This window comes from Amycolatopsis sp. NPDC059235 (genome assembly GCF_042754125.1).
GTDB lineage: Bacteria > Actinomycetota > Actinomycetes > Mycobacteriales > Pseudonocardiaceae > Amycolatopsis > Amycolatopsis albidoflava.
In genome coordinates this window covers 59,576-84,804 of record NZ_JBHZAG010000034.1, presented here as the reverse complement: position 1 = coordinate 84,804, position 25,229 = coordinate 59,576, and the positions used below count along the sequence as shown (strand labels likewise).

At 69.4% G+C, this 25,229-nt stretch carries 26 protein-coding genes; 12 read left to right on the top strand and 14 right to left on the bottom strand.

All coding sequences use genetic code 11. The features are described from left to right. Nucleotides 1-415: 415 nt before the first annotated feature. Nucleotides 416-1,387: a R2-like ligand-binding oxidase gene (locus tag ACFXI3_RS22820; RefSeq protein ID WP_378401934.1), complete on the bottom strand. Its 972-nt coding sequence runs from the start codon at nucleotides 1,385-1,387 to the stop codon at nucleotides 416-418. Continuing rightward, nucleotides 1,384-1,995, bottom strand: a complete 612-nt coding sequence (locus ACFXI3_RS22815; protein WP_344264809.1) for a TetR family transcriptional regulator — start codon at nucleotides 1,993-1,995, stop codon at nucleotides 1,384-1,386. Before ACFXI3_RS22815 ends, ACFXI3_RS22820 begins: the two co-directional genes overlap by 4 nt. A gap of 108 nt (nucleotides 1,996-2,103) precedes the next feature. Here ACFXI3_RS22815 and ACFXI3_RS22810 point away from each other — a divergent pair, with 108 nt between their 5' ends. After that, complete coding sequence (locus ACFXI3_RS22810; protein WP_378401942.1) at nucleotides 2,104-2,724, top strand: HAD family hydrolase; 621 nt, start codon at nucleotides 2,104-2,106, stop codon at nucleotides 2,722-2,724. Nucleotides 2,725-2,731: 7 nt separating this feature from the next. On the opposite strand, the gene ACFXI3_RS22805 is transcribed toward ACFXI3_RS22810, so the two are convergent. After that, entirely contained in the window at nucleotides 2,732-2,959 is a 228-nt protein-coding gene (locus ACFXI3_RS22805; protein ID WP_037807785.1) for a hypothetical protein, read from the bottom strand. 130 nt (nucleotides 2,960-3,089) lie between these two features. Between ACFXI3_RS22805 and ACFXI3_RS22800 the strand changes: the two genes are divergently transcribed. Then, the gene (locus tag ACFXI3_RS22800) at nucleotides 3,090-3,476 is read left to right on the top strand and encodes a cold-shock protein (protein WP_240601315.1); all 387 of its coding nucleotides are present in this window, start codon (nucleotides 3,090-3,092) and stop codon (nucleotides 3,474-3,476) included. A gap of 83 nt (nucleotides 3,477-3,559) precedes the next feature. On the opposite strand, the gene ACFXI3_RS22795 is transcribed toward ACFXI3_RS22800, so the two are convergent. The 3 genes from ACFXI3_RS22795 to ACFXI3_RS22785 are packed head-to-tail and all read right to left on the bottom strand — an operon-like array spanning nucleotide 3,560 to nucleotide 6,864. Then, nucleotides 3,560-4,036, bottom strand: coding sequence for a DUF2771 family protein (locus ACFXI3_RS22795; RefSeq protein WP_344264801.1), 477 nt, complete (start codon nucleotides 4,034-4,036; stop codon nucleotides 3,560-3,562). A gap of 9 nt (nucleotides 4,037-4,045) precedes the next feature. After that, nucleotides 4,046-6,052: an MFS transporter gene (locus tag ACFXI3_RS22790; protein WP_344264798.1), complete on the bottom strand. Its 2,007-nt coding sequence runs from the start codon at nucleotides 6,050-6,052 to the stop codon at nucleotides 4,046-4,048. Nucleotides 6,053-6,090: 38 nt separating this feature from the next. Then, complete coding sequence (locus ACFXI3_RS22785) at nucleotides 6,091-6,864, bottom strand: glutaminyl-peptide cyclotransferase (RefSeq protein WP_344264795.1); 774 nt, start codon at nucleotides 6,862-6,864, stop codon at nucleotides 6,091-6,093. Nucleotides 6,865-6,915: 51 nt separating this feature from the next. Here ACFXI3_RS22785 and ACFXI3_RS22780 point away from each other — a divergent pair, with 51 nt between their 5' ends. Further along, a complete protein-coding gene (locus ACFXI3_RS22780) occupies nucleotides 6,916-8,286 on the top strand; it encodes a DUF3027 domain-containing protein (protein ID WP_378401931.1) in 1,371 nt (456 codons plus the stop codon). Further along, nucleotides 8,283-11,075 (top strand): sacsin N-terminal ATP-binding-like domain-containing protein, encoded by a 2,793-nt coding sequence (locus ACFXI3_RS22775; protein WP_378401929.1) that lies wholly within the window; start codon nucleotides 8,283-8,285, stop codon nucleotides 11,073-11,075. Before ACFXI3_RS22780 ends, ACFXI3_RS22775 begins: the two co-directional genes overlap by 4 nt. A gap of 49 nt (nucleotides 11,076-11,124) precedes the next feature. Here the strand turns inward: ACFXI3_RS22775 and ACFXI3_RS22770 are convergent, their stop codons facing one another. Beyond that, nucleotides 11,125-11,352 (bottom strand): DUF2530 domain-containing protein, encoded by a 228-nt coding sequence (locus ACFXI3_RS22770; RefSeq protein WP_344266641.1) that lies wholly within the window; start codon nucleotides 11,350-11,352, stop codon nucleotides 11,125-11,127. A gap of 83 nt (nucleotides 11,353-11,435) precedes the next feature. Here ACFXI3_RS22770 and ACFXI3_RS22765 point away from each other — a divergent pair, with 83 nt between their 5' ends. The 3 genes from ACFXI3_RS22765 to ACFXI3_RS22755 all read left to right on the top strand — a co-directional run bounded on the left by ACFXI3_RS22765 (nucleotide 11,436) and on the right by ACFXI3_RS22755 (nucleotide 14,816). Beyond that, nucleotides 11,436-12,899, top strand: coding sequence for an NCS2 family permease (locus ACFXI3_RS22765; RefSeq protein WP_378401927.1), 1,464 nt, complete (start codon nucleotides 11,436-11,438; stop codon nucleotides 12,897-12,899). A 43-nt stretch (nucleotides 12,900-12,942) separates the two neighbouring features. After that, nucleotides 12,943-13,374 (top strand): MarR family winged helix-turn-helix transcriptional regulator, encoded by a 432-nt coding sequence (locus tag ACFXI3_RS22760; protein ID WP_037807762.1) that lies wholly within the window; start codon nucleotides 12,943-12,945, stop codon nucleotides 13,372-13,374. Nucleotides 13,375-13,559: 185 nt separating this feature from the next. Beyond that, nucleotides 13,560-14,816, top strand: a complete 1,257-nt coding sequence (locus ACFXI3_RS22755; protein WP_344264778.1) for an MFS transporter — start codon at nucleotides 13,560-13,562, stop codon at nucleotides 14,814-14,816. A gap of 296 nt (nucleotides 14,817-15,112) precedes the next feature. Here the strand turns inward: ACFXI3_RS22755 and ACFXI3_RS22750 are convergent, their stop codons facing one another. The 5 genes from ACFXI3_RS22750 to ACFXI3_RS22730 all read right to left on the bottom strand — a co-directional run bounded on the left by ACFXI3_RS22750 (nucleotide 15,113) and on the right by ACFXI3_RS22730 (nucleotide 19,654). After that, nucleotides 15,113-15,919, bottom strand: a complete 807-nt coding sequence (locus tag ACFXI3_RS22750) for an arylamine N-acetyltransferase (protein WP_344264773.1) — start codon at nucleotides 15,917-15,919, stop codon at nucleotides 15,113-15,115. A gap of 93 nt (nucleotides 15,920-16,012) precedes the next feature. Then, entirely contained in the window at nucleotides 16,013-16,636 is a 624-nt protein-coding gene (locus ACFXI3_RS22745) for a superoxide dismutase (RefSeq protein WP_378401925.1), read from the bottom strand. Nucleotides 16,637-16,750: 114 nt separating this feature from the next. Next, nucleotides 16,751-17,425 carry a heme oxygenase (biliverdin-producing) gene (locus tag ACFXI3_RS22740; RefSeq protein WP_378401923.1) on the bottom strand — a complete coding sequence of 225 codons (675 nt, stop codon included), beginning with the start codon at nucleotides 17,423-17,425 and terminating at the stop codon, nucleotides 16,751-16,753. Nucleotides 17,426-17,503: 78 nt separating this feature from the next. Next, on the bottom strand, nucleotides 17,504-18,106 hold the full coding sequence (locus ACFXI3_RS22735) for a TetR/AcrR family transcriptional regulator (protein ID WP_378401921.1): 603 nt from the start codon (nucleotides 18,104-18,106) through the stop codon (nucleotides 17,504-17,506). Nucleotides 18,107-18,157: 51 nt separating this feature from the next. Then, nucleotides 18,158-19,654 carry a glutamate-cysteine ligase family protein gene (locus ACFXI3_RS22730; RefSeq protein WP_378401919.1) on the bottom strand — a complete coding sequence of 499 codons (1,497 nt, stop codon included), beginning with the start codon at nucleotides 19,652-19,654 and terminating at the stop codon, nucleotides 18,158-18,160. A gap of 217 nt (nucleotides 19,655-19,871) precedes the next feature. Here ACFXI3_RS22730 and ACFXI3_RS22725 point away from each other — a divergent pair, with 217 nt between their 5' ends. From ACFXI3_RS22725 to ACFXI3_RS22715, 3 genes are read left to right on the top strand one after another with little or no spacing between them, the layout of a single operon-like run. Further along, entirely contained in the window at nucleotides 19,872-20,693 is an 822-nt protein-coding gene (locus ACFXI3_RS22725) for a TrmH family RNA methyltransferase (protein ID WP_378401917.1), read from the top strand. 32 nt (nucleotides 20,694-20,725) lie between these two features. Then, the gene (locus ACFXI3_RS22720) at nucleotides 20,726-21,316 is read left to right on the top strand and encodes a DUF2537 domain-containing protein (protein WP_378401915.1); all 591 of its coding nucleotides are present in this window, start codon (nucleotides 20,726-20,728) and stop codon (nucleotides 21,314-21,316) included. Between the two features lie 18 nt (nucleotides 21,317-21,334). Further along, nucleotides 21,335-21,688, top strand: a complete 354-nt coding sequence (locus tag ACFXI3_RS22715; protein ID WP_378401913.1) for an MmcQ/YjbR family DNA-binding protein — start codon at nucleotides 21,335-21,337, stop codon at nucleotides 21,686-21,688. A gap of 116 nt (nucleotides 21,689-21,804) precedes the next feature. Here ACFXI3_RS22715 and sepH read toward each other — a convergent pair whose 3' ends face one another. Both sepH and serC read right to left on the bottom strand, forming a co-directional pair. Then, the gene (sepH, locus tag ACFXI3_RS22710) at nucleotides 21,805-22,641 is read right to left on the bottom strand and encodes a septation protein SepH (protein ID WP_344288370.1); all 837 of its coding nucleotides are present in this window, start codon (nucleotides 22,639-22,641) and stop codon (nucleotides 21,805-21,807) included. A 249-nt stretch (nucleotides 22,642-22,890) separates the two neighbouring features. Next, nucleotides 22,891-24,015: a phosphoserine transaminase gene (gene serC, locus ACFXI3_RS22705; RefSeq protein ID WP_378401911.1), complete on the bottom strand. Its 1,125-nt coding sequence runs from the start codon at nucleotides 24,013-24,015 to the stop codon at nucleotides 22,891-22,893. Between the two features lie 67 nt (nucleotides 24,016-24,082). Between serC and ACFXI3_RS22700 the strand changes: the two genes are divergently transcribed. Further along, nucleotides 24,083-24,673: a hypothetical protein gene (locus tag ACFXI3_RS22700; RefSeq protein ID WP_378401909.1), complete on the top strand. Its 591-nt coding sequence runs from the start codon at nucleotides 24,083-24,085 to the stop codon at nucleotides 24,671-24,673. Between the two features lie 304 nt (nucleotides 24,674-24,977). After that, a complete protein-coding gene (locus ACFXI3_RS22695; RefSeq protein ID WP_378401907.1) occupies nucleotides 24,978-25,229 on the top strand; it encodes a hypothetical protein in 252 nt (83 codons plus the stop codon).

Sequence of the window (25,229 nt, the reverse complement as noted above, 5' to 3'; positions counted from 1 at the left end):
GGCACCCCCCCCCCCATAACGCCCTTGTGGGTACCCTTCCGCAACCACGCCCCCCTCAGGGTTCCCCTCACGGACCTCGGCATCACGCGTCAGGCCGGCCGCGCGACGCGAGAACCCCGCGCAAACGGGGGTCTTCTCGCAGGGCTGCGCGGTGGCATGCGGCGCGGGGCCGCTGGCAGCTGCGGCGATGCGGCCGACACTCGCCACACCGCATCACGCCACGCCGCTCCCCACTACCGAGAAAACCCCAATGTGGCATTGGGTGCGTCAGATGCACCCAATGTGGCGTTCGGTGCGTTCAGCGCACCCAATGCCACATTGGGGCGCAAGACCGCGCACCACCCGAACCCGTAGAGCACCGCGGCCTTGTGAGTGTTTATGCCGGTTAGAACCGGCATAAACACTCACAAGAGGGTCAGGCGGAAGCGGCCGCGGCGGCCTCAGCGAGGGCCTTTTCGTCTTCCTCGCCGAAAGTGTCCTCGAGCTGCTCAGGCGAGTAGTCGAGGTCGATCTGCTCGACCGGCGTGCCCCGCGCGGATTCGATCGCGCCGAGGCGGCGCTGGGCGCGGTCGGCGGCGTACTGGATCAGTTCCTCGGGGTCGTTGTCGAACGGGACTTCCTCGAACTGGTCCTGCACCCACTGGATCATGCCGAGCGCGTGCGGCAGCAACTCGCCCATGCGTTCCTGCACGGCGTCCCACATCGCGTCGTCCGCCGCGACGTGCCGGCGGCAAGTGAACGTGCCCCACGCCATGTGGCGGCGTTCGTCGTCGCCGATGCGGCGCACCAATTCCTGCATTCCCGGCAGGATCTGGTTCTGCGTGCAGATCAGCTGCCACGAGTAGTACCCGGTGAGCGCGAGGCTGCCTTCGATCACGTGGTTGTACGTCACGCTCGCACGAATCTGGTTGAGCGGACTGGGATCGGCCTCCAGCGCGCGCAGCGACTGCGGCAGCTCCTCGTAGAAAAGCTTGCGGTAGTGCGGGTTTTCCGCGACGTAGGAGTGCAGGTCGTCGTCCAGCCCGACGGCGTCCATCCAGCGCCGGAAGACCTCGACGTGCTTGGCCTCCTCGAAGCAGAACTGCGTCAGGTACATCTCGTCGCCGAACCGGCCGGTGGACGACATCGCGCGCATGAACGGCTGGATGTCCTCGGTCACCGCCTCCTCGCCCGCGATGAACTGCGCCACGAGGTAGGTGGTGGAGCGCTGCTGTTCGGGCGTCAGGCTTTCCCAGCCCGCGCGTTCCTGGCTGAAATCGAGGTCCGCCGGGTTCCAGAACTTCTTGTTGCCCTTGACGAACAGCCGCAACGGGAACGAGTCCCAGTTCAGCCCGCCCTTGCGCAGGGACGAGAATCCGCTGCGCAGCTCCGGAAGCGTCTCGGTCATGACTGGCCCTCTCGTTTCACTCCATTGTGGACGAATTGGTCGATGGCGGGGGCGAGCACCGCGAGGACCGACTCGGCGGCCTCGGACGCGGTGTGCGTCGGCAGCACCAGGTGGCTCAGCGACAGCCGGACCACCGTTTCGGCGAGCAGTGCGGCGGCGTCGGCCGTGAGCCGGGGTTCGAGCGCGAGGTACTGCTGCGTCGCGAGTTCGGCCGACGCGGTGAGGATCGGTTCGCCGCGCGAAGTCAGCAGGGGCAGCAGATCCTCGCCGGCCTCGGTGCCGAGTGCCGCGGCGATCAGCCGGTTCTCCCTGGCGTGTTCGATCGTGTAGACGACTGCGCCGCGGATGCCCGTGAGCAAACTCTCGGCGTCCTCGAACCGGCAGCGGATGCCGTCGAGGAATTCCGCCGCGACGCGCAGCGCGACGGCCTGCGTGAGCGCCGCCTTGCTGCCGAACTCGTTGTAGACCGTCTGCCTGCTGACCCCGGCTTTCGCGGCCACGTCGGCCATTCGCAGGCCCTGGTGGCCGCGGTCCGGGAGAAGATCCGCGGCCGCGTCCAGCAGCGTCTCGCGAAGCGTCGCCTTGGTCCGCTCGGTGAAGCTGGTCACACCGCCAGCTTGACACAGACTGATTCTGTGTCAAGAACCTTTACCTGGATGGTGTACGTGTACAAATGCCCGCCGGAATTGTCGGTGCGGACGGCTACCGTGTGGGACGTGGGCATCACGGTGGGGTTCGACCTCGACATGACATTGATCGACCCGCGGCCGGGCATGGTCGCGGCGATGAACGCGCTGGGAAAGAAGTCCGGGCTGCCGTTCGACGGAGAGGCGTTCGCCGCCAACCTCGGGCCGCCGCTCGACCAGGCGCTGCGCGAGTTCGGCGCGCCGGAGGACCGGATTCCCGAGCTGATCTGGCAGTTCCGCGAGCTGTATCCGGAGACGGTCGTGCCGAGCACGGTCGCCCTGCCGGGCGCGGCCGAGGCGCTGGAGGCGGTCCGGGCGGCGGGCGGGCGGGCGCTCGTGGTCACCGGCAAGTACGGGCCCAACGCGCAGATGCACCTCGACGCGCTGGGCATGAAAGTCGACGACCTGGTGGGCGAGCTGTGGTCCACGCAGAAGGCGGCGGCCCTGCTGGAACACGGGGCGCGGGCGTACGTCGGCGATCACCTGGGCGACGTACGGGGCGCGCGAGCGGCCAACGCGGTGTCAGTGGGCGTGGCGACCGGGCCGTGCACCCGGGAGGAACTGACCGCCGAGGGTGCGGACGTGGTGTTCGATTCGCTGGTCGAATTCCCGGAGTGGTTCGCCAGGACGTTCGTGGAGACCGCGGTGTAACCCCAGCTCAGCCGTGCTTCCCGGCGCGGGCTTCCTGGATCAGGGCGATGAGCCCGAGCAGCAGGCCGAGCGGGGTGATCACCCCGGCGGCCGCGCTGAGCCACACCGGCAGGTTTTCGAGTCCGGCGGCGAACAGCACGAACACCGTCGCCACGGCGAGCATGCCGATGGCGAACAGGCCGATGCCGAGCCGCATGAGGATCGGTTTGCCGGTCTGCTTCGCTGCGTTCTCCATGGGGTGAGAGTAACGGGACTATCCGCTTCTCCCCAGCGCCTGTGGCGAGATACGCTTGTCGGACGCGCGCCTCGAGATCGCTCGGGGCGCGTTCGTCGTGACCTGCACAGCAGAAGGACTGGTGAGGGAAGTGCCGACCGGCAAGGTCAAGTGGTACGACGCGGAGAAGGGGTTCGGTTTCGTCACGCAAGACGGCGGTGCCGACGTCTACATCCGCAAGGCCGCGCTGCCGCAGGGCGTGGAAGGCCTGAAAGCCGGCCAGCGGCTCGAGTTCGGCGTGGCCGACGGCAGGCGCGGGCCGCAGGCGCTCTCCGTCCGGCTGCTGGACCCGCCGCCGTCGGTCGCCGAGGCGCGCCGCCGTCCCGCGGAGGAATTGCACGGCCTCGTCGAGGACATGATCAAGCTGCTGGAGCTGAAGGTCCAGCCGGATCTGCGGCGCAACCGGTACCCGGATCGCAAGAACACGAAGCAGATCGCGGAGATCATGCGCGCGGTCGCGCGCGACCTCGACCCGTGATCGGCCACGCCACCGCTTGAAAAACGGTGAAGGGCTCCGCGCGGGAATCCCGGCGCGGAGCTCTTCACTGCTTTGCGAAGAAATCAGGCAGGCTGGACCTGCAGCGACCACAGCGCCGTCGTGACCGCTTCGGCGTCGTTCGGGTCGCCGGTGCGGCTGATCACCGAGGCCTGCGCGATCTCGACCACCACGATCTGGTCGTCCTTCGCGGGCGGGGTCGCGGTGTAGGCGTAGCGGTCGCGGGAGGTGATGATCTCCTCCTTGAGCGGCTGCGGCTCGCCCTTGCTGTTCACGAACTGCACGGTGACTTTCCACGGCGTCTCGGCGATTTCCTTCGGCACCGAGATCTGCACCGACCGGCCAGGGCGCACCTTGAGCTTGCCCGTCGCGCCGGGGTTGGCCGCGCAGACGCCGGATTTGATGTCGCAGTTGCCGATCGGGGCGGCGGTGATCGTGTGCCCGTCGGCGTAGAAAGTCACCTCGGCCGGGCCGGGCGCGGAACAGCCGGCCACCGCGAAACCACCGGCCGCGAGCACGGCCACCACCCGGGAACGTCGCATGGCCCGAGATTACCGGCGGCCTCGCGCCGGGCCGGGAGCGGGGAAGCTGCCCGTCGGCTCTGGGCGCAATGGGCGATTGCCGCCGAGGCCGGGCAGGAGCGAACCGCCGCGCTGCACCAGGAAGGTCTGCGCCAGGCCGACTGCCAGCAGCAGCGTCACGGTGAGGAAGCCGATCCAGTACGTCGGCGGCAGCAGCAGCCCGACCGCGCCGCCGAAGCACCACGACAGCTGCAGCACCGTCTCCGAACGCCCGAACGCCGACGCGCGCGACTGTTCCGGCAGATCCTCCTGGATCACCGCGTCGAGGCTGATCTTCGCCAGCGCACTGGCCGTCGCGCCGATGAGACCCACGATCGCCGCTGTGGCGAGGCCGGGCAGCAGCGTCGCGATCAACGTCGTCACGACACAGGCCGCTACGCAGGCCACGATCACCTGGTCCGCCGAACCGAAGTGCAGCCGCGACCCCAGCGCGTTGCCGACGAATCCGCCGACGCCCGCCGCCGCGCCGATGATGCCCAGCAACAGCAGCTGCACGAACGGACTGTGCCCGGCGTGCTCGGTCTGCGCCTTCACCGCGAAGGCGGCGAACATCATCAGGAACCCGGTGAGCACGCGCACGGAACCGTTGCCCCACAAGGCAACGACGATGTGCCGCCCCATCGGCTGGCGCTGCCGCTTCTGTTTCGGCTCCGGCCGCGCGGACAGCGACGTCGGGACCTCGCCCTCGGTCACCTCGACCCACGCCGGGATCCGCATCGACTGCACGGCCGCGGCCACGCAGATCGCGGCGGTGAACCACAGTGCGCCGGAGGAGTTGGTGAGGCCGCTCACGCCGCTGGCCAGCGCGCCGAACGCGCCGCCCGCGATCAGGCCGAACACGGTGATCCGCGCGTTGGTCTTCGACAGCGTGATCTCCGGCGGCACCACGCGCGGCGTGACCGCCGCCTTCAGCACGGTGAACGACTTCGAGAGCACCATCATCCCGAGCGCCGCCGGGTACAGCAGCCAGTCGTCGAAGTGCAGCGCCATCACCACGGCCATCAGGCCCTGTCCGACCGACGAGACGCACATCGCCAGCCGGCGGCCGCGCTGGATCCGGTCCAGCGCCGGGCCGATCACCGGCGCGACGAGCGCGAACGGCGCGATCGTGATCAGCAGGTACAGCGCGACCTTGCCCTTGCTCTCGCCGCTGGTCGCGGCGAAGAACAGCGTGTTGGCCAGCGCGATCGCCATCGCCGCGTCGCTGGCATAGTTCAGCATCACCGCGTACATCAGCGAGGTGAGACCGGACTTGTCCGCACCGTCTGCCTTGGTGGCGCGCTGGAACGCGCCGACCGCCTTCCCGCTCAGCTGACGGCTGCGCAGCGCGGCGACCCGCGTGACGGTGAGCTTCTTCGGCAGCTTCGGAACCGACCCCGCGCCGGCGACCGCGGTGGTGTTGAAGGCCTCGTCCTGCTCGTCCTCGACGCGGGGCTCGCCCGCGTAACCGCCGGTGTCGTAGTGCTCGTAACCGGCGCTGCCGGGACGGTCGTCGTACGGCCGCGGGTGGACGGGCTCGGTGCGGTGCTCGCGAGGCGGGTACGGCCGGGCACCGCGCGGGGGCGGCGGCGGACGGTGTCCCATCGGGACCGCGCCAGTGGGTGCTTCCTCGGCGTTCGGCGGGAACGGCGGCGCGTCGTCGTAGAACGCGCTGCGCGGCTCCGGCCGCCCGGGGTAAGCGCGCGGAGGACGCTGATCGACGTGCTCGGTCCGCGGTTCGGCCGGGCGGCCGCGGGGCGGTTCGGGCGGGATGCGCTCCGGCCGGGCCCTTGGCGGCTCCGGCGCGTACTGCGGCGGAGCCTGGCGAACGCGCTGGTCAACGGACTGATCGACCCGGGTCGGCGGGGTGTCGCGCCACGAACGGGCCTGCGCCGCGCCGGGCTCGGGAGTCCAGCGGCGCTTCTTCTTCCCACGGCCTTTGCCCGACTGCCCGCCGAGGGGGCTGTCGGAACCGGAGCGCGAGCTGAAGAGTGCCACGGTTCAATCCTGCCTCATCGGGGTCCCGCGCCGCCCGCTCACGTGCCGGTTCGCTGATTTTCCGGGACGAACTTCACGCGGAACGACGACGGCCACAGCTTCCCGGTGAGGAGGAATTCGTCCGTGCCGGGGATCGCGGCGATGCCGTTCAGCACGTCCTCGCCGGGCCGGGTCGGCGTGCGGAGCCTGCCCGCGTCGATCTTCGCGGTGATCCGTCCGGTGTTGGCGTCGATGCGCAGAATGGTGCCGGTCTGCCAAACGTTTGCGTAGACGGTGTCGCCGACGCACTCCAGTTCGTTCAGCTGATCCTGGCCGACCTCGACGGAACCGGTGACCGCAAACGTTTGCGGATCACGGAACGTGAGCTGCGACGACCCATTGCTCATCACCAGCCGCCCGTTGGGCTGGTGACAAAGACCCCAGCCTTCGCCGTCGTAATGCACGCGCCGCAGCTCGGCGAGCGTCTGGGAGTCGCGTTCGATGGCGATTCCGTCCCGCCAGGTCAGCTGCCACAGCTTCGGCCCGAGCACGGTGATGCCCTCGGCGAACAACGGCGAAGCAACTGTCACCTGTTTGGCTGGTGTTCCGCCGGCCGGGCCAGCGGTGAGTGCGGACTGCCCTTCGAGGCCGCGGCTTTCGTAGAGCGTGCTGCCGGAGTACTCGAGCCCTTCGGTGAAGGCGGTCGAGTCGTGCGGCAGCGTCCCGAGCACCTGGACTGTGAGCCGTTCGGGCTGGGCGGGCGTGGCTTGAGTGCCCGCGCATCCGCCGAGCAGGGCAGCGGCCACCAGGGGCCAGACGATCCGGGTTCGCACGAGGAACAGCCTGGCACGGGCGGCGCGGATGCGTGCGGCACAATTGGGGGTATGACGCTGCTGTTGACCCTGGACGACGGCTCTCTCCACCGGAAGCTCGCGGACGCCGTGGCGGTCGCGCGGGAGGCCGTACTGGCGGAAGCCCCCGCTGAACAGGTCGGCGAGCACGTCGGGGTGGGGCGCGAGGACGCGGTTTCCGCGAGCCACCTCTTCGAAGCGTCGGTGCCCGGCTACCGGGGCTGGCGCTGGTCGGTCACCGTCGCGGTGGCCGGACCGGACGAGCCGGTCACGGTAAGTGAGCTGGTGCTGCAGCCGGGCCCCGAGGCCTTGGTTGCGCCCGCCTGGGTGCCGTGGGAGCAGCGGGTGCGCGCAGGCGACCTCGGCGTCGGCGACCTGTTCCCCGCGGACAAGGACGACCCGCGCCTTTCGCCCGCGTACCTCCAGTCGGACGACCCGGCCGTCGAGGAAGCGGCCCACGAGGTCGGCCTCGGCCGGGTGCAGGTCCTCTCGCGCTACGGCAGGTCCGACGCGGCCGCCCGCTGGCACGGCGGCGAGTTCGGCCCGCGCTCGGACATGGCCCGAAGCGCCCCCGCGACCTGCGGGACCTGTGGTTTCTTCGTGCCGCTGGCGGGTTCGCTGCGCGGTGCGTTCGGTGCGTGCACGAACGACATCGCGCCCGCGGACGGGCATGTCGTGGACGTGGCCTACGGGTGCGGGGCGCACTCGGAGGTGCGGGTCGAGGTGACTTCCTCGGTCCCGGTCGCGGAGCTGGTTTACGACGATTCGCTGATCGACTTCACGCCGGTTCCGGAGCCTGCCCCGGAGCCGGAGGTCGTCGCGGACCCAGTCGTGGTGGAGGAAGCGGCGGCTGCTGCGGCTGAGGAGACCGCGGCGGTGGCGGCGGTGGAGCCGGAGGCGGCCGCGGAAGTGGCTGTTGAGGAGGCTGCTGCTTCGGAGGCGGCTGAGGTTTCGGACGCGGTCGAGCCGGTTGCGGCGGAGACTGCGACCGAGGAGGCGACGGCGAGCGAGCCGGTTGCGGCGGAGGTTGCGCCGGAGGCGGCGGGCGAGAAGCCGGTTGAGAATGCGGTGGCCGAGCCGGTGGCTGCTGAGGAGTCGGCTGCGGATGCTGCCGAGCCGGTCGCTGTTGAGTCTTCGACGGCAGACACTGCCGCCGAGCCGGTTACCGCGGAGACGCCCGCCGAGTCCGGAGAGCCGGAGACTGGTGCGGTTGCCGAGCCGGTCGTCACTGAAGAACCGGCGGCGAGCGCTGCTCCCGAGCCGGTCGAGGGTGTTGTCGAGGCTTCGGCGGCGGGTACTGCCGCGGACGTTGTCGTCGAGTCGGTCGCTGCTCCGGCCGGTGGCGAAGAGAACTCCGCGCAGCAGCACGGCGACGGCTCCGACGGGAGCGATGTCCTCCGGTGAGCGAAGTCGCTGGGGGAGCGGCTGATCCTTTCGGGACAGCTCGCCTGCGGGAAGCGGTCCTGAGCGCCTGGCGCGACTCGCCCACCCGCTTCATCGAGGACACCAACTCCGAGCGCGACCTTCGCGTCGGCGCCTACCGCGATCGGCTGTTCGTCGAACTCGCGCAGAACGCCGCCGACGCCGCGCAGATCGCCGGCGAGCCGGGGCGGATTCGGGTGTCCGTTGTGGACGGTGAGTTGCGGTTCGCGAACACCGGCGCGCCGTTGGACAACCGGGGTGTCGAGTCGCTGGCGTCGTTGCGGGCGTCGGCTAAAGAAGGGACTGTCGGGCGGTTCGGGGTCGGCTTCGCGGCCGTTCTCACTGTCACGGACGAGCCGCGAGTCATCTCTGCTACCGGCGGGGTCGCGTTTTCGGCGCAGCGCACGCGGGAGGAATCCGGACGGGCCGGCGACGTTCCGGTGTTGCGGCTGCCGTTTCCCATCGAGGAACAGCCGGCCGACGGGTTTGTCACCGAAGTGCGGTTGCCGCTCAGGGAGTCCGGGCAAGCGCTGCTCGACGGGCTGGCGAACGAGATCGAGGATCTCCTGCTGGCGCTCCCGTGGCTCGCTGAGGCCGAAGTGGACGGTCGCAAGTGGACTCGAAGCGGCGAGGAGATCGTCGAGATCACTTCGCCGAGCGGGCACAAGCGTTGGCTGAAGCACGGGTCCTGGGCGGTTCCGGTCGACGCCGACGAGGTTCCGCAGCCGCTTGAGGAAGATTTGCTGCACGCGCCCACGCCGACCGACGAAGGGCTTTCGCTCCCGGCTCGGTTGATCGCGGAAGTGCCGCTGGAGCCGTCTCGGCGGCGAGTGCTTCCCGGGGAAGAGCTCACTCGTGCGTTGGAGAAAGCAGCGAGTGAGTATGTCGAGCTGGTTCGAGCGGTAAAGGCAGAACATCGACCAGCGCTGGTTCCCGCGGCGGGCTTTCCGCAGTCCACTGTGGACGCGAAGCTAAAAGAGCTGGTGTACGCCGAGCTCGCGCGGAAACCTTGGCTGGCCACAGTGGATGGTCAAGAAGTCTCGGGGCAGCAGGCTCGGGTGCTCGACATCGACGGGCTGGCTCCGTTGCTCGCGGACGTCATCCCGGGTCTGGTGCAGGCGAATCCGCGACTGCTCAAGCCAGTCTCCGCGAACATTCTCAGTATCGGCGACGTTCTTGAAGTCCTGACTGGCATCGACCGCGAACCCGGCTGGTGGCAGAAGCTGTACGCCGCGCTGGCGGTCGCTGTCGAAAGTCACGCGCTCAGCGCGAATCAGCTGGACGGGCTGCCGGTTCCGCTGTCGGACGGGCGGACGTTGCCTGGTGTCAAGGGCGCGCTGCTCGTCGACGGCAGCAGTGAGCTTCGGGAACTGCTGTCCGATGTGGACGTTCCGGGGCTGAGGTTGGTGCATCCGGGCGCGGCGCACCAATTACTGGAACTGCTGGGGGCCAAGCACGCTGACGCGCAGCAGCTGCTCGAAGCGGAACAGCTGCAGTACGCGGTGGAGCACAGTGTCACCGACGTTCAGTCCGGTTTGGACGGAATGAACCTCGCCGGCGCGGTACTCCGGCTGGTCGCGGATTGCGGCAACCAGGCACCGGAGTGGATCGGCGCGCTCGCGCTTCCTTCGGAGGACGGCTGGCGGCGCGCGGACGAGTTGATGCTGCCGACGTCGCCGTTGCTGGAAGTGATCGACCCCGAGGTTTTCGAGCCCGGTGGCGCGCTTTCCGTGCTGGACGAGGAATTCGCCGAGGATTGGCTGGCCGAGACCCTCGTCGCGGCGAAGGTGCTCGACTCGTTCGCGGTCGTGCTGGACGAGGAGCCGCACGAACCCGATCATCACCTGCCGGACGAGGAGCAGTGGTGGGATTCGTTCGAGCAGCCGCCGACCACCGTGGTGTCCATTCGGGACCTTGACCTTGTCGCGGACGACGCTTGGCCCGACGCGCTCCGGCTGATCGCGGCGCGGCCGGAAACGTGGCAGGCGCTGCACAGCCCGGACGGTCACGCGGGCTGGTGGCTCGCGCGCTACGCCCTGCTGGCCGGGGAAGCGCCCGGCGCGTGGCGGCTCCCTTCGGCGACCGCGCTGGCGGGGCTGTACGACCCGGTGCCGGATCTTGAGCTGAGCGACGATCTGCTCCGCGCCGTCGGTGTCCGGACCGGGCTGGATTTGGAGACCGCGGAAGACGTCACCGATCTGCTCGAAAGGCTCGGCGATCCGCAGCGCACGCCAACGCCGGGGCTGGTCGCTCGTGCGCACGCGGCGTTGGTGGCCGCGCCGATCGCGGTGTCCGACGTCGACGCGCCAGCACGAGTCCGCGCGGCGGACGGGAGCGTTGTCGAGGAAGCCGTGGTGCTGGACGTGCCGTGGGTCGCGGCGGCACTCGAACCGGCGAGGATCCTGGTCGCGCCGGTCGAGCCGGAGCGGTTGGCGGAACTCCTCGACGTCCCGGTCGCGAGCAGTCTCAAGGCCGAGGTCGAGAGCACCGGCGAGTACGTCGCGTGGGCGGACCTGCCTGCCCTCGCGCTTGCCGCGGACCAGCTCGGGATTCCGCTGCCGGACGGCGGTGTGCTGCTGCACGATCCGCTCACCGTGACGGTCGACGGCGAAACGACTGAGGTGCCGTGGTGGTCCGACGACCGGCTGCACGCGGCGGACACGTCCGAGGGGCTGGCGCGCGCCTTCGCCTGGGCGAGCGACCACTGGGGCGAGCGCTACCGCATCACCGCGCTGCTGGAAGACCCCGCGCCGCGCACCCTGCTGAACTGACGTCGTGAGTGGCAAAGCCGGTGGGAACCGGCGTAGCCACGCACGAGCCCTAAAGCCGCTGCGCCGATTTGGACCCGCGCCGGGCCGCTGCGCGCTGCCAGAAAATGATCCCGAACCCGATGAACCCGAGCGCGATCCCGGCGACACACGTCTGTAACCACACGCCTCCGCTGGTGAAGAAAAGCACCACGAGCGCGACAAGCCAGAGCGCAGTACCTACGATCACCACCGGCGTCAGGTCGGTGAGCCGCTTCGGCAGGTCCGGCGTGTGCCGCAAGGCGGCCGGAGCGTCCGGGGCACTGGTCGGTTCGTCCACGAGCCAGAGTTTACCCGGACGGAAACAGCGAGACAGGCGGGGAAATGGCGGAGCAGCGCGAACGGGCGGGGTCCACTCTGGACCGCTTCTTCCGGATCAGCGAACGCGGGTCGAGCACCGGGCGGGAGATCCGCGGCGGCGTGGTCACGTTCGTGACGATGGCCTACATCGTGGTCCTCAACCCGCTGATCATCGGCAGTTTCGCGGCGGACACCCCGTCCGCGCACAAGGACGTGCTCGGCCACATCCTCCCGGTGCCGCAGGTCGCCGCGGTGACCGCGCTGGTCGCCGGCGTGCTGACGATCCTGATGGGGCTCGTCGCGAACTATCCGTTCGGCATCGCCACCGGGCTCGGCATCAACAGCCTGCTCGCGGTCACCATCGCGCCGCAGATGAGCTGGCCGGAGGCGATGGGCCTGGTGGTCATCGAGGGCGTGATCATCGTCCTGCTCGTGCTCACCGGGTTCCGCACCGCGGTGTTCCGCGCCGTGCCGCCCGCGCTGAAATCGGCGATCGCGGTCGGCATCGGGCTGTTCATCTGCCTGATCGGCCTGGTCGACGCCGGGTTCGTGCGCCGGCTGCCGGACGACGCGCACACCACGGTGCCGGTCGGGCTCGGCATCGGCGGCTCCATCGCCTCGTGGCCGACCGCGGTGTTCGTGGTCGGGCTGCTGCTCACCGCGGTTCTCGTGGCCAAGCGGGTCAAGGGCGCGATCCTGATCGGCGTGCTCGGTTCGACCGTGCTGGCGATCGTGGTCGAGTCGATCGTGAAGGCCGGGCCGTCCAACGGCACCGACCCGAAGGGCTGGAACCTCGGCTACCCGGCGCTGCCGGGCAAGGTCATCGGACTCCCGGACCTGTCGCTGGTCGGCGACGTGTCGTTCGGCGCGTGGACCCGGCTGCCGATCATCACCGTGGTGCTGCTGGTCTTCACCCTCGTCCTCGCGGACTTCTTCGACGCCATGGGCACGATGACCGGCCTCGGCAAGGAAGCGGGACTGGTCGGCAAGGACGGCCAGCTGCCGAACGTCGGCAAGGCGCTGTTCGTCGAGGGCCTCGCGGGCGCGGCCGGCGGGTTCGGCTCGGCCAGCTCGAACACGGTCTTCGTGGAATCCGCGTCCGGCATCGCGGAGGGCGCGCGGACCGGCTTGGCGAACGTCGTCACCGGCCTGCTGTTCATCGCCGCGATGTTCCTGACCCCGCTGTATCAGGTGGTGCCGGTCGAGGCGGCCGCTCCGGCGCTGGTCGTGGTCGGCGCGCTGATGATGGCGCAGGTCCGCGACATCGACTTCACCGATTTCAAGATCGCGCTGCCCGCGTTCCTCACCATCGTGGTCATGCCGTTCACCTACTCGATCGCCAACGGCATCGGCGCCGGATTCGTCAGCTACGTCGTGATCCAGGCGGTCACCGGCAAGGCCAAGAAGGTGCACCCGTTGATGTGGGTGATCGCCGTGGCGTTCGTCGCGTACTTCGCAGTGGGCCCGATCGAGGCCGCGCTCAGCTGACCGGCGTAAACCGGAACCTCAGGTCGTGAGGTATGCTAACTATATGTCCGGCGACCCGCACGAGCGTTCCTTGGCGAGCCGCTTGCGTCTCGCGGTGGTGCGGCTCAACCGCAGGCTCCGGGCACAGCGGGTGGCTGACGACGTGTCGCTCACGCAGATCGCGGCGTTGTCCACCCTGCACAAGTGCGGCCCGCTGACCCCAGGTCAGCTCGCCGCGAAGGAAGGCGTCCAGCCGCCCTCGATGACGAGGGTCATCGCCGCGCTCGAGGAGATGGGGTTCGTCGAGCGCAGGCCGCACCCGACTGATGGCCGCCAGGCCATCGTCGAGCTGTCCGACGACGGGCTCACGTTCGTGCGCAAGGCCATCTCGGTGCGGGAGGCGTGGCTGGACCGGCAATTGGCCGAACTCGGCGAGGAAGAGCTCGAAGTGCTCTCCCGAGCCGCGGAGATCATCGACAGGATGGCGGGGAACTAGCACAGGTGACCACCACGGGTAGCGAAACAGGATGTCCGGCCCAATCCACTGCTACCCGGGACACGGCACCGCCGCCGTCCGGCTCCGCTCCACCCGGCACCTCCGCGCCGGCCGGGAAATCGTCTTCCGCCGCTGAGACCGCCCCGGAAGCTAGCGGCCCATCGGGAACCAAGACCCGCCGCACGATGTTTTCGTCGTTGCGCGTGCGGAACTACCGGCTGTTCTTCAGCGGCCAGGTCATCTCGAACATCGGCACCTGGATGCAGCGCATCGCCCAGGACTGGCTGGTGTTCACGCTGTCGGGCAACGACCCGGTGGCGCTCGGCGTCGCGGTCGCGCTGCAGTTCATCCCGACGCTGCTGCTGTCGCTGTGGGCGGGCGTGCTCGCCGACCGCGTCGACAAGCGCAAGCTGCTGATGCTCATCCAGGCGGTGAACTGCCTGCAGGCCGTGCTGCTCGGCGTGCTCGACCTGACCGGCGTGGCCCAGCTGTGGCACGTGTACCTGCTCTGCGTGATGCTCGGGACGACCTCGGCGATCGAGGTGCCGACGCGCCAGTCGTTCGTCGCCGAGATGGTCGGCCGCGACCAGGTGGCGAACGCCGTCGCGCTGAACTCGTCGATCTTCAACATGGCGCGCATCGTCGGACCGGCCATCGCCGGGTTCGCGATCACCTGGGTCGGCACCGGCTGGCTGTTCATCGCGAACGCGGCGAGCACGCTCGCGGTGATCACCGGGGTCGCGCTGATGAACCCGGCGAAGCTGTTCCGCGGTCCGGCGATCCCGCGCGCCAAGGGCCAGCTGATGGAGGGCCTGCGCTACGTGCGCGGGCGGCCGGATCTGGTGACCGTCATGGTGCTGATGTTCTTCGTCAGCACGTTCGGCATCACCTACTTCACGTCGCTGCCGATCGTGGCCGCGAACGTCTTCCACACCCAAGCCGACGGCTACGGCCTGCTGTCCACCCTCGTCGCGGTCGGCACCTTCACCGGTGCGCTGGCTTCGGCGAGACGTGGGGTGAAGAGCCAGCCGAGGGTTCGGCTGATGCTGGTGTCCGCGGCGCTGCTCGGGGTGTTCGAGTTCGCCACCGCGTTCATGCCGACGTACCTGGCGTTCGGGATCGGGCTGATCCCGCTCGGCTTCGCCACGATCACGTTCCTGAACACGGCGAACGCGCTGGTCCAGACGTCGGTGTCGCCGGAGATGCGCGGCCGCGTGATGGGCATTTACGTGCTGGTGCTGATCGGCGGGAACCCGATCGGCGGGCCGATGACCGGCTGGATGGCGGACGCGTTCGGCGGCCGGTCGCCGTTCTACATCGGCGGCGCGGTCTCGGCGATCGCGGCGGTGGTGTGCGCGGTGGTGCTGATCCGGCGCGGCGGCGTGCGGCTGCCCCGGCGGCTCGGCAACGGCCTGCGGATCCTGCCCCGGGAACGGGTCTGACCTGCGGTAATGGCTGTCAAAGAGGGCGGAGGCCGCCGAAAGTTGTCACTCGGGCGGGTGAGACTGAGGTCTCCGCTGGGACGGTCTTGCTTCCATTGATGAGGTTAGGCTAACCTCATACATGTCCGCTTCGTGGTGGGAGCGGCAGTCAGTTCGGGAACGGACAGAGCCCCGCAACCTGGGAACCCCGGGAGGCGGGGCTCTGTTCATGGTCGGGGGACCGGGCGGATGGGGCAAGAGGGTCCAGTGGCTGGGTTCTCGTGAGTGGCTAGGCCGGTTCTAACCGGCTTGAACACTCACGACGTAGTCAGCGCGTCGCCAGAGGCCCCGAGCGGATGCTCGCCCGGCCGCACCGGCAACCGGCGCAGCCGCAGGCCGAAGTACACGTGATACGCCAGCCGGACGGCCTCGTCGTTCGGCAGCAGCACCTCGTGCCGCACGCCGTCCACCGTCTCGATCAACCGGTCTCCGGACAGCGTCACCCGGCCTTGGGCGGTCGGGCGGGAGCAGGTCAGGGTCTGCGTGAAGTGCGATTGCGGCGACGTCGACTGCCACCACGCCATCGGCCCGAAGTCCGACAGCTGCCGCGGGCGGCGTTCAAGGCGGTACTCGGGCTTGCCGTCGCGCAGGACGTCCACGTCGCCGTACGGGGCGTCCAGGATGAGGTAGTCGCCCTCTGGGTCGCTCTGCGGCTCGACCGCGGACAGTGCCAGCGGCTGCCGGCTGAACTTGCCGAAGCCGACGTCCACCAGGTACTGCTCGTCGTCGAGCTGGACGAGGATGGCGGCGTGGTCCAGCGGCGGGCCGGGCACGCCGGCGTCGTTGAAGACGCGAGCCGCGTGCAGCGTCGCGGCGAAGCCCAGCTCTCGCAGCAGGGCGACGAAAAGACCGTTCAGCTCGTAGCAGAATCCGCCGCGACGGCGGCGCACGAGCTTGTCGAAGAGTGCTTCTTCGGTGAGTTCGACGGGTTCCCCGAGGTGCACGCTCAGGTTCTCGAACGGGACGTGCATCAGGTGTCGTTCCTGCAGCTGGCGCAGCGCGGCCAGGTCTGCCGCCGGAGGCACCGGCAGGTCCAGGCGAGCGAGATAGGCGTCGACGTCCATGGGTTCCACTCTCACACCTCCAGTGCACTCCAGGTCAAGCGAAATAAAGGGGCCCGGCCGTGGCGAGGCCGGGCCCCTGGGGCGCAGCGGGCCTCAGCCGAGCAGGAGGCCGTTGCCGCCGGCGACGGCGTTGTCGAAGCGCTTGGAGATCTCGGCCCAGTTGAAGATGTTCCACAGGGCGTTGACGTAGTCCGGCTTCACGTTCTTGTAGTCCAGGTAGAACGCGTGCTCCCACACGTCGACCAGCAGGATCGGCGTGGTCGGCAGGATCAGGTTGTTGTGGTGATCGCGCAGCTGCTGGGTGATCAGCGTCTTGCCGATCGGGTCCCACGACAGCGCGCCCCACCCGTTGCCCTGGATCGTCGTCGACACCGCGGTGAACTGGGCCTTGAACTTGTCGAACGACCCGAACGCCTCGTCGATCGCCGCCGCCAGCTCGCCGGTCGGCTTGTCCCCGCCCTCCGGCGACAGGATCTTCCACCACACCACGTGGTTGGCGTGCCCGGCCAGGTTGAACGCCAGCGTCGTCTCCAGGCCCACGATCGAGCCGAAATCGCCGGCCTCGCGCGCGGCGGCGATCTTGTCCAGCGTGTCGTTCGCGCCCTTGACGTAGGTCGCGTGGTGCTTGCTGTGGTGCAGCTCGTTGATCTCGCCCGAAATGTAGGGCGCGAGAGCGCCGTAGTCGTAATCGAGTTCGGGCAGCTCGTACCGGGCCATGGGCCCTCCTTCTGGTCGACGCGCGGTTTTGCTTGGCGGCTTCCCTCGCGGGAGCCTTCTGAAACCGAGCCTCGTACTTCAAGCTAGGTGGAGGTCAACCGGCTGTGACCCGGGTCATGCCGAGGGATCGCGGTACTGCGCGAGGTCGCGGGCCAGTTCGTCGAACACCGCCACGTTGTGCTCGAACGCGACCACGGATTCGTCGATCACCCGGGCGCGGTCGTCCTCGCTCCAGGGTGCCTCGTCGAGCTTCGCGCGGTAGCGGTCGCGGAACGCGGGGGCGCTGCCGATCTCGTCGAAGCGGTAGAAGAGCGTGCCCGCCTCGGCGAGGTCGAACTTCTTCTCCAGCAGCCGCCGGATGATCTGGCCGCCGGCGATGTCGCCGAGGTAGCGCGTGTAGTGATGCGCCACGAACCCGCCGGACCAGCGCGACGCCTCGGCGATCCGCGCGGTGTAGGCCTCGGTGGCGGCGAGCGGCGCGATCTCGGTGCGCCAGCCGGGGCCGACCAGGCGGGCGAGGTCGCGTTCCAGCGCGGGCAGCCGGCGCAGCTCCTCGAACACGAACTCGCCGCCGACCGGGTCGTCGGCCATCGCGTCGCCGGCGCGCTCGATGGCCTGGTAGATGAAGTAGTACTGGGTGGCGAGCGCCGCGTAGCCCGCCAGCGTCAGCTCGCCGCCGAGCAGCGCGTTCATGTACGTGGAGTGATTGGCCTTGTCGTGCACTGTCCTCGTGGACGCGCGCAGCTGTCCGGAGAACGGGCTGGCTTCGAGGTCCGCGGTCACCGTCATCAAAGGCCTCCGACGTTCTTTATGACAAGCTGTCAGAAAGAACTGTAGGCCACGACCCGCACTTAGGCTACCCTAAAATCAACCGTTTTCACTCGAACCGACCGCCCGGCGGACGAACCGCACGGCGGCTTCAATGGCGTCTTCCAGCTGGTCAGCGGACACATCGATGACCTGGCGGCTGCCCAGGGCGGCGGTGATCATCGGGACCACCACGTCGAGGTCTTGCGCGGGCCAGCTGCCCGCGTCGACTCCGGCGAGCAGCACCGAGCGCAGCTGTTCGATGATCGGGTCGGCGTGCGCGCTGATCCGCTGATACGCCGCGGGCGCGAGCGCGGACTCCAGCGCGGTGCCCGGCGGGAGGTGGTGTTCGGCCAGCACGCGCAGCTGCAGCCGGACGAACGTGGCCAGCTGGGCGACGGGGTCGGCTTCGGCGTCCACCGCCGCGCGCAGCCGCTCGACGTACCGCGCGGCCTCGTCCTCCACGAAGGCGACGAGCAGGCTTTCCTTGTCCGGGAAGTGGTTGTACATCGCGGTGCGGCCGAGCCCGGCCTCCGCGGCGACGCCGGCGAGCGTGATCGCGTCGAACCCGCGCTCGTACAGCTGCGCGCGGACGACGTCGAACACCCGTGACCGCACTTCGCGGCGGTGCGCTTCGAGCGAACCGCCCAGCACCTTCGGCACTCGCGCCACCCCTTCCCGTGCGAAACACTTTAGGGGACCGCGCAAAACGAATCAGTCGTCGAGCGTCCAGGTGTGCACCGGCTCGCCTTCCGCGGAGAGCTCGAGGTACCGCCGCAGCATCCAGTTGAGCGCGGTTTCGCGGTCCGCTCCGCGTTCGTGCGCGCGCAGCACGTAGTCCCGCTGCCAGGTCGCGCCGCTGCGGCGGGCGAGGCAGCGGCGTTCGATGATGCCGAGGTAACGCACCCGGGCCTCGTCGGACACGTCCGAACGGCGCAGGCCTTCGTGCGCCAACGGCAGCAGCACGCGCAGCGCCAGTTCGTCCGGCGGGATCCAGCCGATGCCGGGCCAGTACAGCTGCGCGTCGAAACCCTTGCGCGCGCCCTCGTGCAGATTTTCTTCCGCTGCCTGGAACGACATCTGCGACCAGACCGGCCGCTCCTGCTCGGCCAGCGCGCGTTGCGCGCCGTAGAAAAACGCCGCGTTGGCCACGATGTCGGCGACCGTCGGGCCGGCGGGCAGCACGCGGTTTTCGATGCGCAGATGGGGCAGGCCGTCGACGACGTCGTACACCGGCCGGTTCCATCGCCAAATCGTTCCGTTGTGCAGCCGCAGTTCGGAAAGTTTTGGCGCCTGCCCGGATTCCAGTGCTTCGATCGGGTCCTCGAGATCAGTCTCCGGCAGTAGACCTGGAAAATAGCGGACGTTTTCCTCGAACAGGTCGAAGATCGACGTGATCCACCGTTCGCCGAACCACACGCGCGGCCGGACGCCCTGGTTTTTCAGCTCCTCCGGCCGGGTGTCGGTGGCCTGCTGGAACAACGGGATCCGGGTTTCGTGCCACAGCGCCTTGCCCAGCAGGAAAGGAGAGTTCGCGGCGACCGCGATCTGCACGCCGGCCAGGCATTGCGCGGCATTCCAGTGCGCCGCGAATTCCTCGGGGGCCACTTGCAGATGTAATTGGACCGAAGTACAGGCGGCCTCCGGGAGAATGGACTCCGCGTAGTGCCGCAGCCGTTCCGGCTGGGCCCCGGGCAGCGCGGGCCCGTCCATCGCGAGAGCGATCCGCTCGCCGCGCGCGGCGAAGATCTCGTCGTTCAGCGACGAATAGCGCGTTTTGTGGGAAAGCCACTTTTGGTCGAAGTGTTCCGGGCGCAGCGTCGGAAGAACGCCGATCATGGCCACCGTCGAGCCGGTGTGGGCCGCGCTTTCCCCGGCTTTCGCGAGGTAGGCGTGCAGGTCTTCTTCCAGTCGCAGCGCGGAATCCCCGGCGAGCGGGCGCGGCGGCACGTTGAGTTCGAGGTTGTGCTGGCCGAGTTCGGTGGTGAACGCGTCGTCGTCGAGCGCCTCCAGCACGACCGAGTTGGTCATCGACGGACGCAGTTGCCCGTCCACCAGGTTCAGCTCGACTTCGAGGCCGATGTTCTTGCGGGGAAAGGAAAAGCTGCCGTCGGTGAGCATCCGCGCCAGGGTGTCCAGGCAGCGCTGGACCTTCCGGCGGTACCGTCCGCGATCGAGCCGGCCGGGGTGTGCCGAGAGATCCGTACCCATTGTTCGACGCGCTCCTTGGCTGCTGTCCGCAGTGGTCTGGGCGGCTAGTACGCCAGGCAGACCACCGTCGCACAGCGGGTGGCGATGGGCTAGCGGCCAAACTGGTGCTCTCCGTCACCGGAAGTTGACCCTGCGCGAAAATACGCCGTTTGCAGTAAATGGCGCCAAGCGTTCGGACCAATCGGCGCGGGTTCGGGCGGGTGCGAGACTGTCCGATGTGGCTCAACTGATCTTCACCGAGGACCGGGCGCATCCGGGGCTCGACGACTTCCGCGACCTGTCCACAGCGGACCGTCGCCCGGACCGCCCCGGCGGGCGCGGGCTGGTGATCGCCGAAGGAACCGTCGTGGTCGGACGGCTGCTTGCTTCGCGCTATCCGGTGCGAGCGCTGCTCGGCGTGGAGAGACGGCTGCGGGAACTGGAAAACGAACTCGCGGCCGTCGACGTGCCGGCGTATGTGACGTCGGCGGAGACGATGGCCGACGTGGTCGGTTTCCACCTCAACCGCGGCGTGCTCGCGGTCGCGGACCGCCCGGAACCGCCGGCGGTTTCCCAAATCGTGGACAGCGCACAGGTTTTGGCGGTTCTCGAAGGCGTCGGCGACCACGAAAACCTCGGCGCGCTGTTCCGCAACGCGGCCGCGCTCGGCGTCGGCGGGATATTGCTCGGTCCAGGTTGTTCGGATCCGCTTTACCGGCGCAGTGTGCGCGTTTCGATGGGACACGTGCTGCGCGTCCCGTTCGCGACTTTCGACAGCTGGCCCGGCGGGCTGGATGTGCTGCGGGCACGGGGTTTCACGGTCGCCGCGCTCACGCCGCGCGCGGATTCCGTGCCGCTGCGCGGATTGCGCGAGAAGGTGCCGGGTCCGATCGCGCTCCTGCTCGGTGCCGAAGGACCGGGGCTGACCGACGAGGCGATCGAGGCCGCGGACGTCGCGGTCCGCGTGGAGATGGTGTCCGGCGTCGACTCGCTGAATGTCGCCACGGCCGCGGCGATCGCGTTCCACGAAGTCTCGGCGGGGGTCTCCCCACTAGAGTGACCCCCGGCACGTTTCTTGCGGGGAGGGGCACCATGGAGCTGCGGATCCGCGGCGAGCAGGCGGTGCTGGCCGGGCCGGGCGGCGAGCACGCGCGCGAGGTCGACCCGCGCCGGCTCGCGATCGGCGCCGACCTGGCGCAGGACCTGCACGAGTGGGCGCGCGTCGCGTCGGCGGTGACGCGTTCCGAGTCAGACGCCGATGTCGCGGGTTCGGTCGTGTCGCAGCGCGGCCGACAGCTTGCCGCGCGCCTGGCCGCGGTGATGGGCACCGAGGTGCGTTTCGTCGACCCGGTGACTGGCGTGGAGACGGTGGTCGAACCGCCGCCGCGGCCGGATCAGCCCGCGCGGGCCGCGACTCCGGACGAGCCGACGCCTTGGTTTACCGGGCTTACGGTGTCGGCTTTCGCGGCTGCCGTGGTGATCGTGGCGATGCTCGCGCTGGCTGGCACGCTCGCGCGGGAGACGAGTACGTGGCTTGCGTTGATCGCGTCGCTGGTGGTCACCGGCGGGGTCGCGCCGTCGCTGTGGCTGGGGCGGAAGGTGCCGATCCTGCGCTGGGCGGTGTACGGCGCGGGCGGCGGGCTGGCGGTCGCGTGGATCGGCGTGCTGGCCACGGTGTTCTGACTCGCGGATACTGAGCCGATGGCTCCGCTCGACCAGCTGCGCGCCCTCTGCCTCGCCCTGCCCGAAGCCACCGAACGGCTCAGCCACGGCGAACCGACGTGGTTCGTCGGCGGGCGCAAGACGTTCGTGATGTTCGCCGACCAGCACCACGACGACCGGCTCGCGTTCTGGTGCCCCGCGCCGCCCGGCGTACAGGAGGAATTGGTGCGGACCGAGCCCGAGCGGTTTTTCCGGCCGCCCTACGTCGGACCGCGCGGGTGGCTCGGCGTGCGGCTTGACGTGGACGTCGACTGGGTCGAGGTGGACCAGATCGTGCGTGAGGCTTATCGGCACGTGGCGCCGAAGAAGCTGGCAGCGTTGCTGGACTCCTGACCCCAGCCTGCGCCCGCCCCAATGTGGCATTGGGTGCATGTGGCGCACCGAATGCCACATTGGGTGCGTGGGACGCACCCAATGCCACATTGGGGCGCTAGAAGCGGTCCAGGCGGTCAGCCGCGCTGGGTGCGGACTCCGAGCAGCACGTCCTCCCAGGACGGCACGATCGGATGGTTCTTCTTCGCCTTCGTGCGCGGCTGCTCGGCTTCGTCGCCGTCGGACTCGCCCGGGACGCGCGGGATCTCGCGGGTCTCGTCGTCGCCCTCGTCCGGACCCTCGATGGCGCGCGGCTCCTCGACGGCGTCGAGCGTCGGCTGCACCACCGAATCACGGGCCGGGGCCAGCGCGCGCACGGTGCGCGGGGCGACATACGAGTTCGGGTTCAGCAGGACTTCGGCGTTCTCGTCGAGCGCGTGCACCGTTCCGCCGTGTGCGCCGGGCGAGAACGACCAGTGCGCGCGGTTGTCGGAGCGGCCCGCTTTCCAGCGCAGCACGACGACCCACTTGCCGTCGTCGCCGCGCCAGGCGTCCCACGAGGCCTGGTTGTAGTCGTGGCCGCGGACGCCGAAGGCGTAGGCGATGACCTCGCCGAGCGTCTGGACGTCGGGCCCGTCCTCGCGGACCGGGTGCGCCGACTGCGCGAGCTCCGCCGTGCGGGACCGTTCGAGCAGCACCGGGTAAGCGAATCGCTCCACCCGCTGCGTCGAGACGCCCGCGCTGCTCGCGACCTGCTCGACGGACTCGCCCGCGCGGATTCGCGCCTGGATCTCGCGTGGCCGCATCTGGCTCTCCAACTCGATCTCGATCTGGCCCAGCCGGGCTATGTCCCCCCTCGCCGCCGCACGCAGTCTCTCGTCGGCCGGGAGCAGGAAGCGGGTACGGCTCGCCGGGTCCTCCAGCACGAGGGACTTCCCGTCCTCGTGCAGCCCGACCACCCGCAACGCCCGCATTTCTCGCCTCCCCGGTGTTCACCTTTGTGGGTGCCCACGTTAGAACGGCGCGTCGGCTTGACGTGCGAGGCGCGCCGACGCCTCACCCATCCGAACTCAATCCGACGACACTTTCCCGGCCATTTTCGCGGCCGCCGTTATCCGGCACAGCCGTGACACGCCGACCACGGTGTGTCACGAACGAGTGGTCGTCAACGCGAACCGCCCCGCGAGCCGGGCGGCAGGCGGGGCGGTTTGGGCGTTTTTCGTTCAGCCCAGGCGTTCCACGACGTATTCGATGCTCTGGGTGAGCTTCGTGACATCGTCCGGGTCGATCGCCGGGAACAGGCCGACGCGCAGCTGGTTGCGGCCCAGCTTCCGGTACGGCTCGGTGTCGACGATTCCGTTGGCGCGCAACGCCTTCGCGACCGCGGCGGCGTCCACCTCGTCGGCGAAGTCGACCGTGCCGACGACCTGCGAGCGCAGGTCCGGGTTCGCCACGAACGGCGTGGTGTACGAGGTTTTCTCGGCCCATTCGTACAGCCGGGTCGAGGATTCCTTGGTGCGCGAGGTGGTCCAGTCGAGGCCGCCCTGGCCGTTCATCCACTCGATCTGCTCGGCGAGCAGGAAAAGCGTGGAGACGGCGGGGGTGTTGTAGGTCTGGTCCTTGCGCGAGTTGTCGAGCGCCGTGGTGAGCGACAGGAATTCGGGGATCCAGCGGTCGCCGCCGCCGATCTCGCCGATCCGCTCGATCGCGGCGGGCGAGGCGAGCGCGATCCACAGCCCGCCGTCGGACGCGAACGACTTCTGCGGCGCGAAGTAGTAGACGTCGAAGTCCTCGGCCTTGACCGGAAGGCCGCCGGCGCCGGACGTCGCGTCGATCGCGACCAGCGCGCCGTCGCTGCCCTCGGGACGCTGCACCGGCACCGCGACACCGGTGGAGGTTTCGTTGTGCGCCCAGCCGACGAGGTCCGCGCCCTGCTGGTAGGCGATCTCCGGCGCGCTGCCCGGGTCGGCCTTGACCACGATCGACTCGCCGAGGAACGGGGCCTTGTTCGTGACGGTCGCGAACTTCGACGAGAACTCGCCGTAGGTGAAGTGCTGGGCGCGCTCGCGCACGAGGCCGAACGCGGCGGCGTCCCAGAACGCGGTCGTCCCGCCGTTGCCGAGGATGACCTCGTACCCGTCCGGGAGCGAGAACAGCTCGGACAGCCCGGCGCGCACGCGGCCGACGAGCGACTTGACCGGCTTCTGCCGGTGCGAGGTGCCGAGGTAGGTGGAACCGGACCGGGCGAGGGCGGCGAGCTGCTCTTCGCGGACCTTCGAGGGTCCGCAGCCGAAGCGGCCGTCGGCCGGCTTGAGGTCTGCTGGGATCGTCAACTCAGCGTCGGTCATGTGCGTAGTCTCTCAGGTCGGGACAACGCAGGTAACGGCGGTTGGCGGGTGTCCGACATGTGGAATCGTGACGGAAACGCACGGTTACCGGCCGCGCTGGGGGTGGGTTGCGCTCTTCGCCTTGACGGCGTTGGTGCACCCGTGGGATTCGACTGCGCTGATCGGCCTTCCGGTCGGGCTCGCGGTGACGCTGCTGCTGGTTTTCGTGCCGCGATGGCCGCGGTGGTCGTTCCCGCGACGGCTGGCCCCGCCAGCGGTGTTCGGGCTTTCGGCCGGATGCGCTGGGCTGGTTGCGGCGGGCGTGATCAAGGAACCACCGGACCCGGACGAGGTCGGCTCGGCGGTTTTCGTGGTCATGGTCGTCGCCGCTTTCGTCGTCGGCTCGCTGTGGTGGTGGCGGCCGTGGCGTCGCCTGGCCCGCGTGCGGCCGAAGGGACCAATGCGCGAGGTCCGCGCGACGCTCGACGGAGATACCACTCAGTGGGACCACGGCCAGGAAATCCCGCATCTGCTGCGAGTCACGGTTCGCCCGCGCGGCTTCCTCACGCTGCTCGACTGCCCGCCGGAGCAGGCACTCGAACTCCGGCGAACCGGACGGCTGCGACTGGACGAGCCGGATGCGCGAGGCCGGGTCGCGGTGGAGATTGGCGGGGTGTGACGTCGGGGGCCGTTGCTGGAACTGGGACACTCCGGAGACGGTGCCTGCCGCTCTGGACGGCGGTTTTCGGTGGCTTCGGCGGCTTTCTCGGCGCATCGTGCTGAAACCGTGCGGCCCTCACGCGTGGGAGACGGCGAAGCCGCTGTCCAGAGGCCTGGGCGGGGCTTCGTTCTTGCGTGCCGGAGCGGGTTGTCCACACCCGCCCGCGGTTGTGGAGTAGTCGGCCTCCGCACGCTCTGAGCACCGGTTTCGTCGGGTCGCGCCGGTAGAATGGGCATGGGCAGCCCCCCAGAGGAGGGCGGGGGTGGGCTTCGGCCCGGTTAGGCCTCGGACAGAGGAAGCCGGGCGCGGTCCAGGCCTCGGAAGTGCGAGCTGGTGGGGCTGCGCGGCTGGCATCGAGCACCGGCGGCTGTGGGTGTTCGGCCCGCCGCGGCTGGGCGGGGTTCTCGTCGGCCTGCCCGGCCAGGACTTCTACGCGGAGGCGTGGCTGTCGCCGACGGGACGGCCTGCTGACCTCGACGCCGAAGAACCCGGCGTCGAGGTCGAAGCGGGCTGA

Bases quoted from the DNA above. Each gene is read 5' to 3' on its own strand.
- ACFXI3_RS22765 (WP_378401927.1), top strand. From the start codon at position 11,436: ATGGCGGAGCAGCGCGAACGGGCGGGGTCCACTCTGGACCGCTTCTTC.
- ACFXI3_RS22760 (WP_037807762.1), top strand. From the start codon at position 12,943: ATGTCCGGCGACCCGCACGAGCGTTCCTTGGCGAGCCGCTTGCGTCTC.
- sepH (WP_344288370.1), bottom strand. From the start codon at position 22,641: ATGCGGGCGTTGCGGGTGGTCGGGCTGCACGAGGACGGGAAGTCCCTC.
- ACFXI3_RS22720 (WP_378401915.1), top strand. From the start codon at position 20,726: ATGGAGCTGCGGATCCGCGGCGAGCAGGCGGTGCTGGCCGGGCCGGGC.
- ACFXI3_RS22755 (WP_344264778.1), top strand. From the start codon at position 13,560: ATGTTTTCGTCGTTGCGCGTGCGGAACTACCGGCTGTTCTTCAGCGGC.
- ACFXI3_RS22820 (WP_378401934.1), bottom strand. From the start codon at position 1,387: ATGACCGAGACGCTTCCGGAGCTGCGCAGCGGATTCTCGTCCCTGCGC.
- ACFXI3_RS22745 (WP_378401925.1), bottom strand. From the start codon at position 16,636: ATGGCCCGGTACGAGCTGCCCGAACTCGATTACGACTACGGCGCTCTC.
- ACFXI3_RS22805 (WP_037807785.1), bottom strand. From the start codon at position 2,959: ATGGAGAACGCAGCGAAGCAGACCGGCAAACCGATCCTCATGCGGCTC.
- ACFXI3_RS22780 (WP_378401931.1), top strand. From the start codon at position 6,916: ATGACGCTGCTGTTGACCCTGGACGACGGCTCTCTCCACCGGAAGCTC.
- ACFXI3_RS22730 (WP_378401919.1), bottom strand. From the start codon at position 19,654: ATGGGTACGGATCTCTCGGCACACCCCGGCCGGCTCGATCGCGGACGG.
- serC (WP_378401911.1), bottom strand. From the start codon at position 24,015: ATGACCGACGCTGAGTTGACGATCCCAGCAGACCTCAAGCCGGCCGAC.
- ACFXI3_RS22795 (WP_344264801.1), bottom strand. From the start codon at position 4,036: ATGCGACGTTCCCGGGTGGTGGCCGTGCTCGCGGCCGGTGGTTTCGCG.
- ACFXI3_RS22715 (WP_378401913.1), top strand. From the start codon at position 21,335: ATGGCTCCGCTCGACCAGCTGCGCGCCCTCTGCCTCGCCCTGCCCGAA.
- ACFXI3_RS22740 (WP_378401923.1), bottom strand. From the start codon at position 17,425: ATGACGGTGACCGCGGACCTCGAAGCCAGCCCGTTCTCCGGACAGCTG.
- ACFXI3_RS22750 (WP_344264773.1), bottom strand. From the start codon at position 15,919: ATGGACGTCGACGCCTATCTCGCTCGCCTGGACCTGCCGGTGCCTCCG.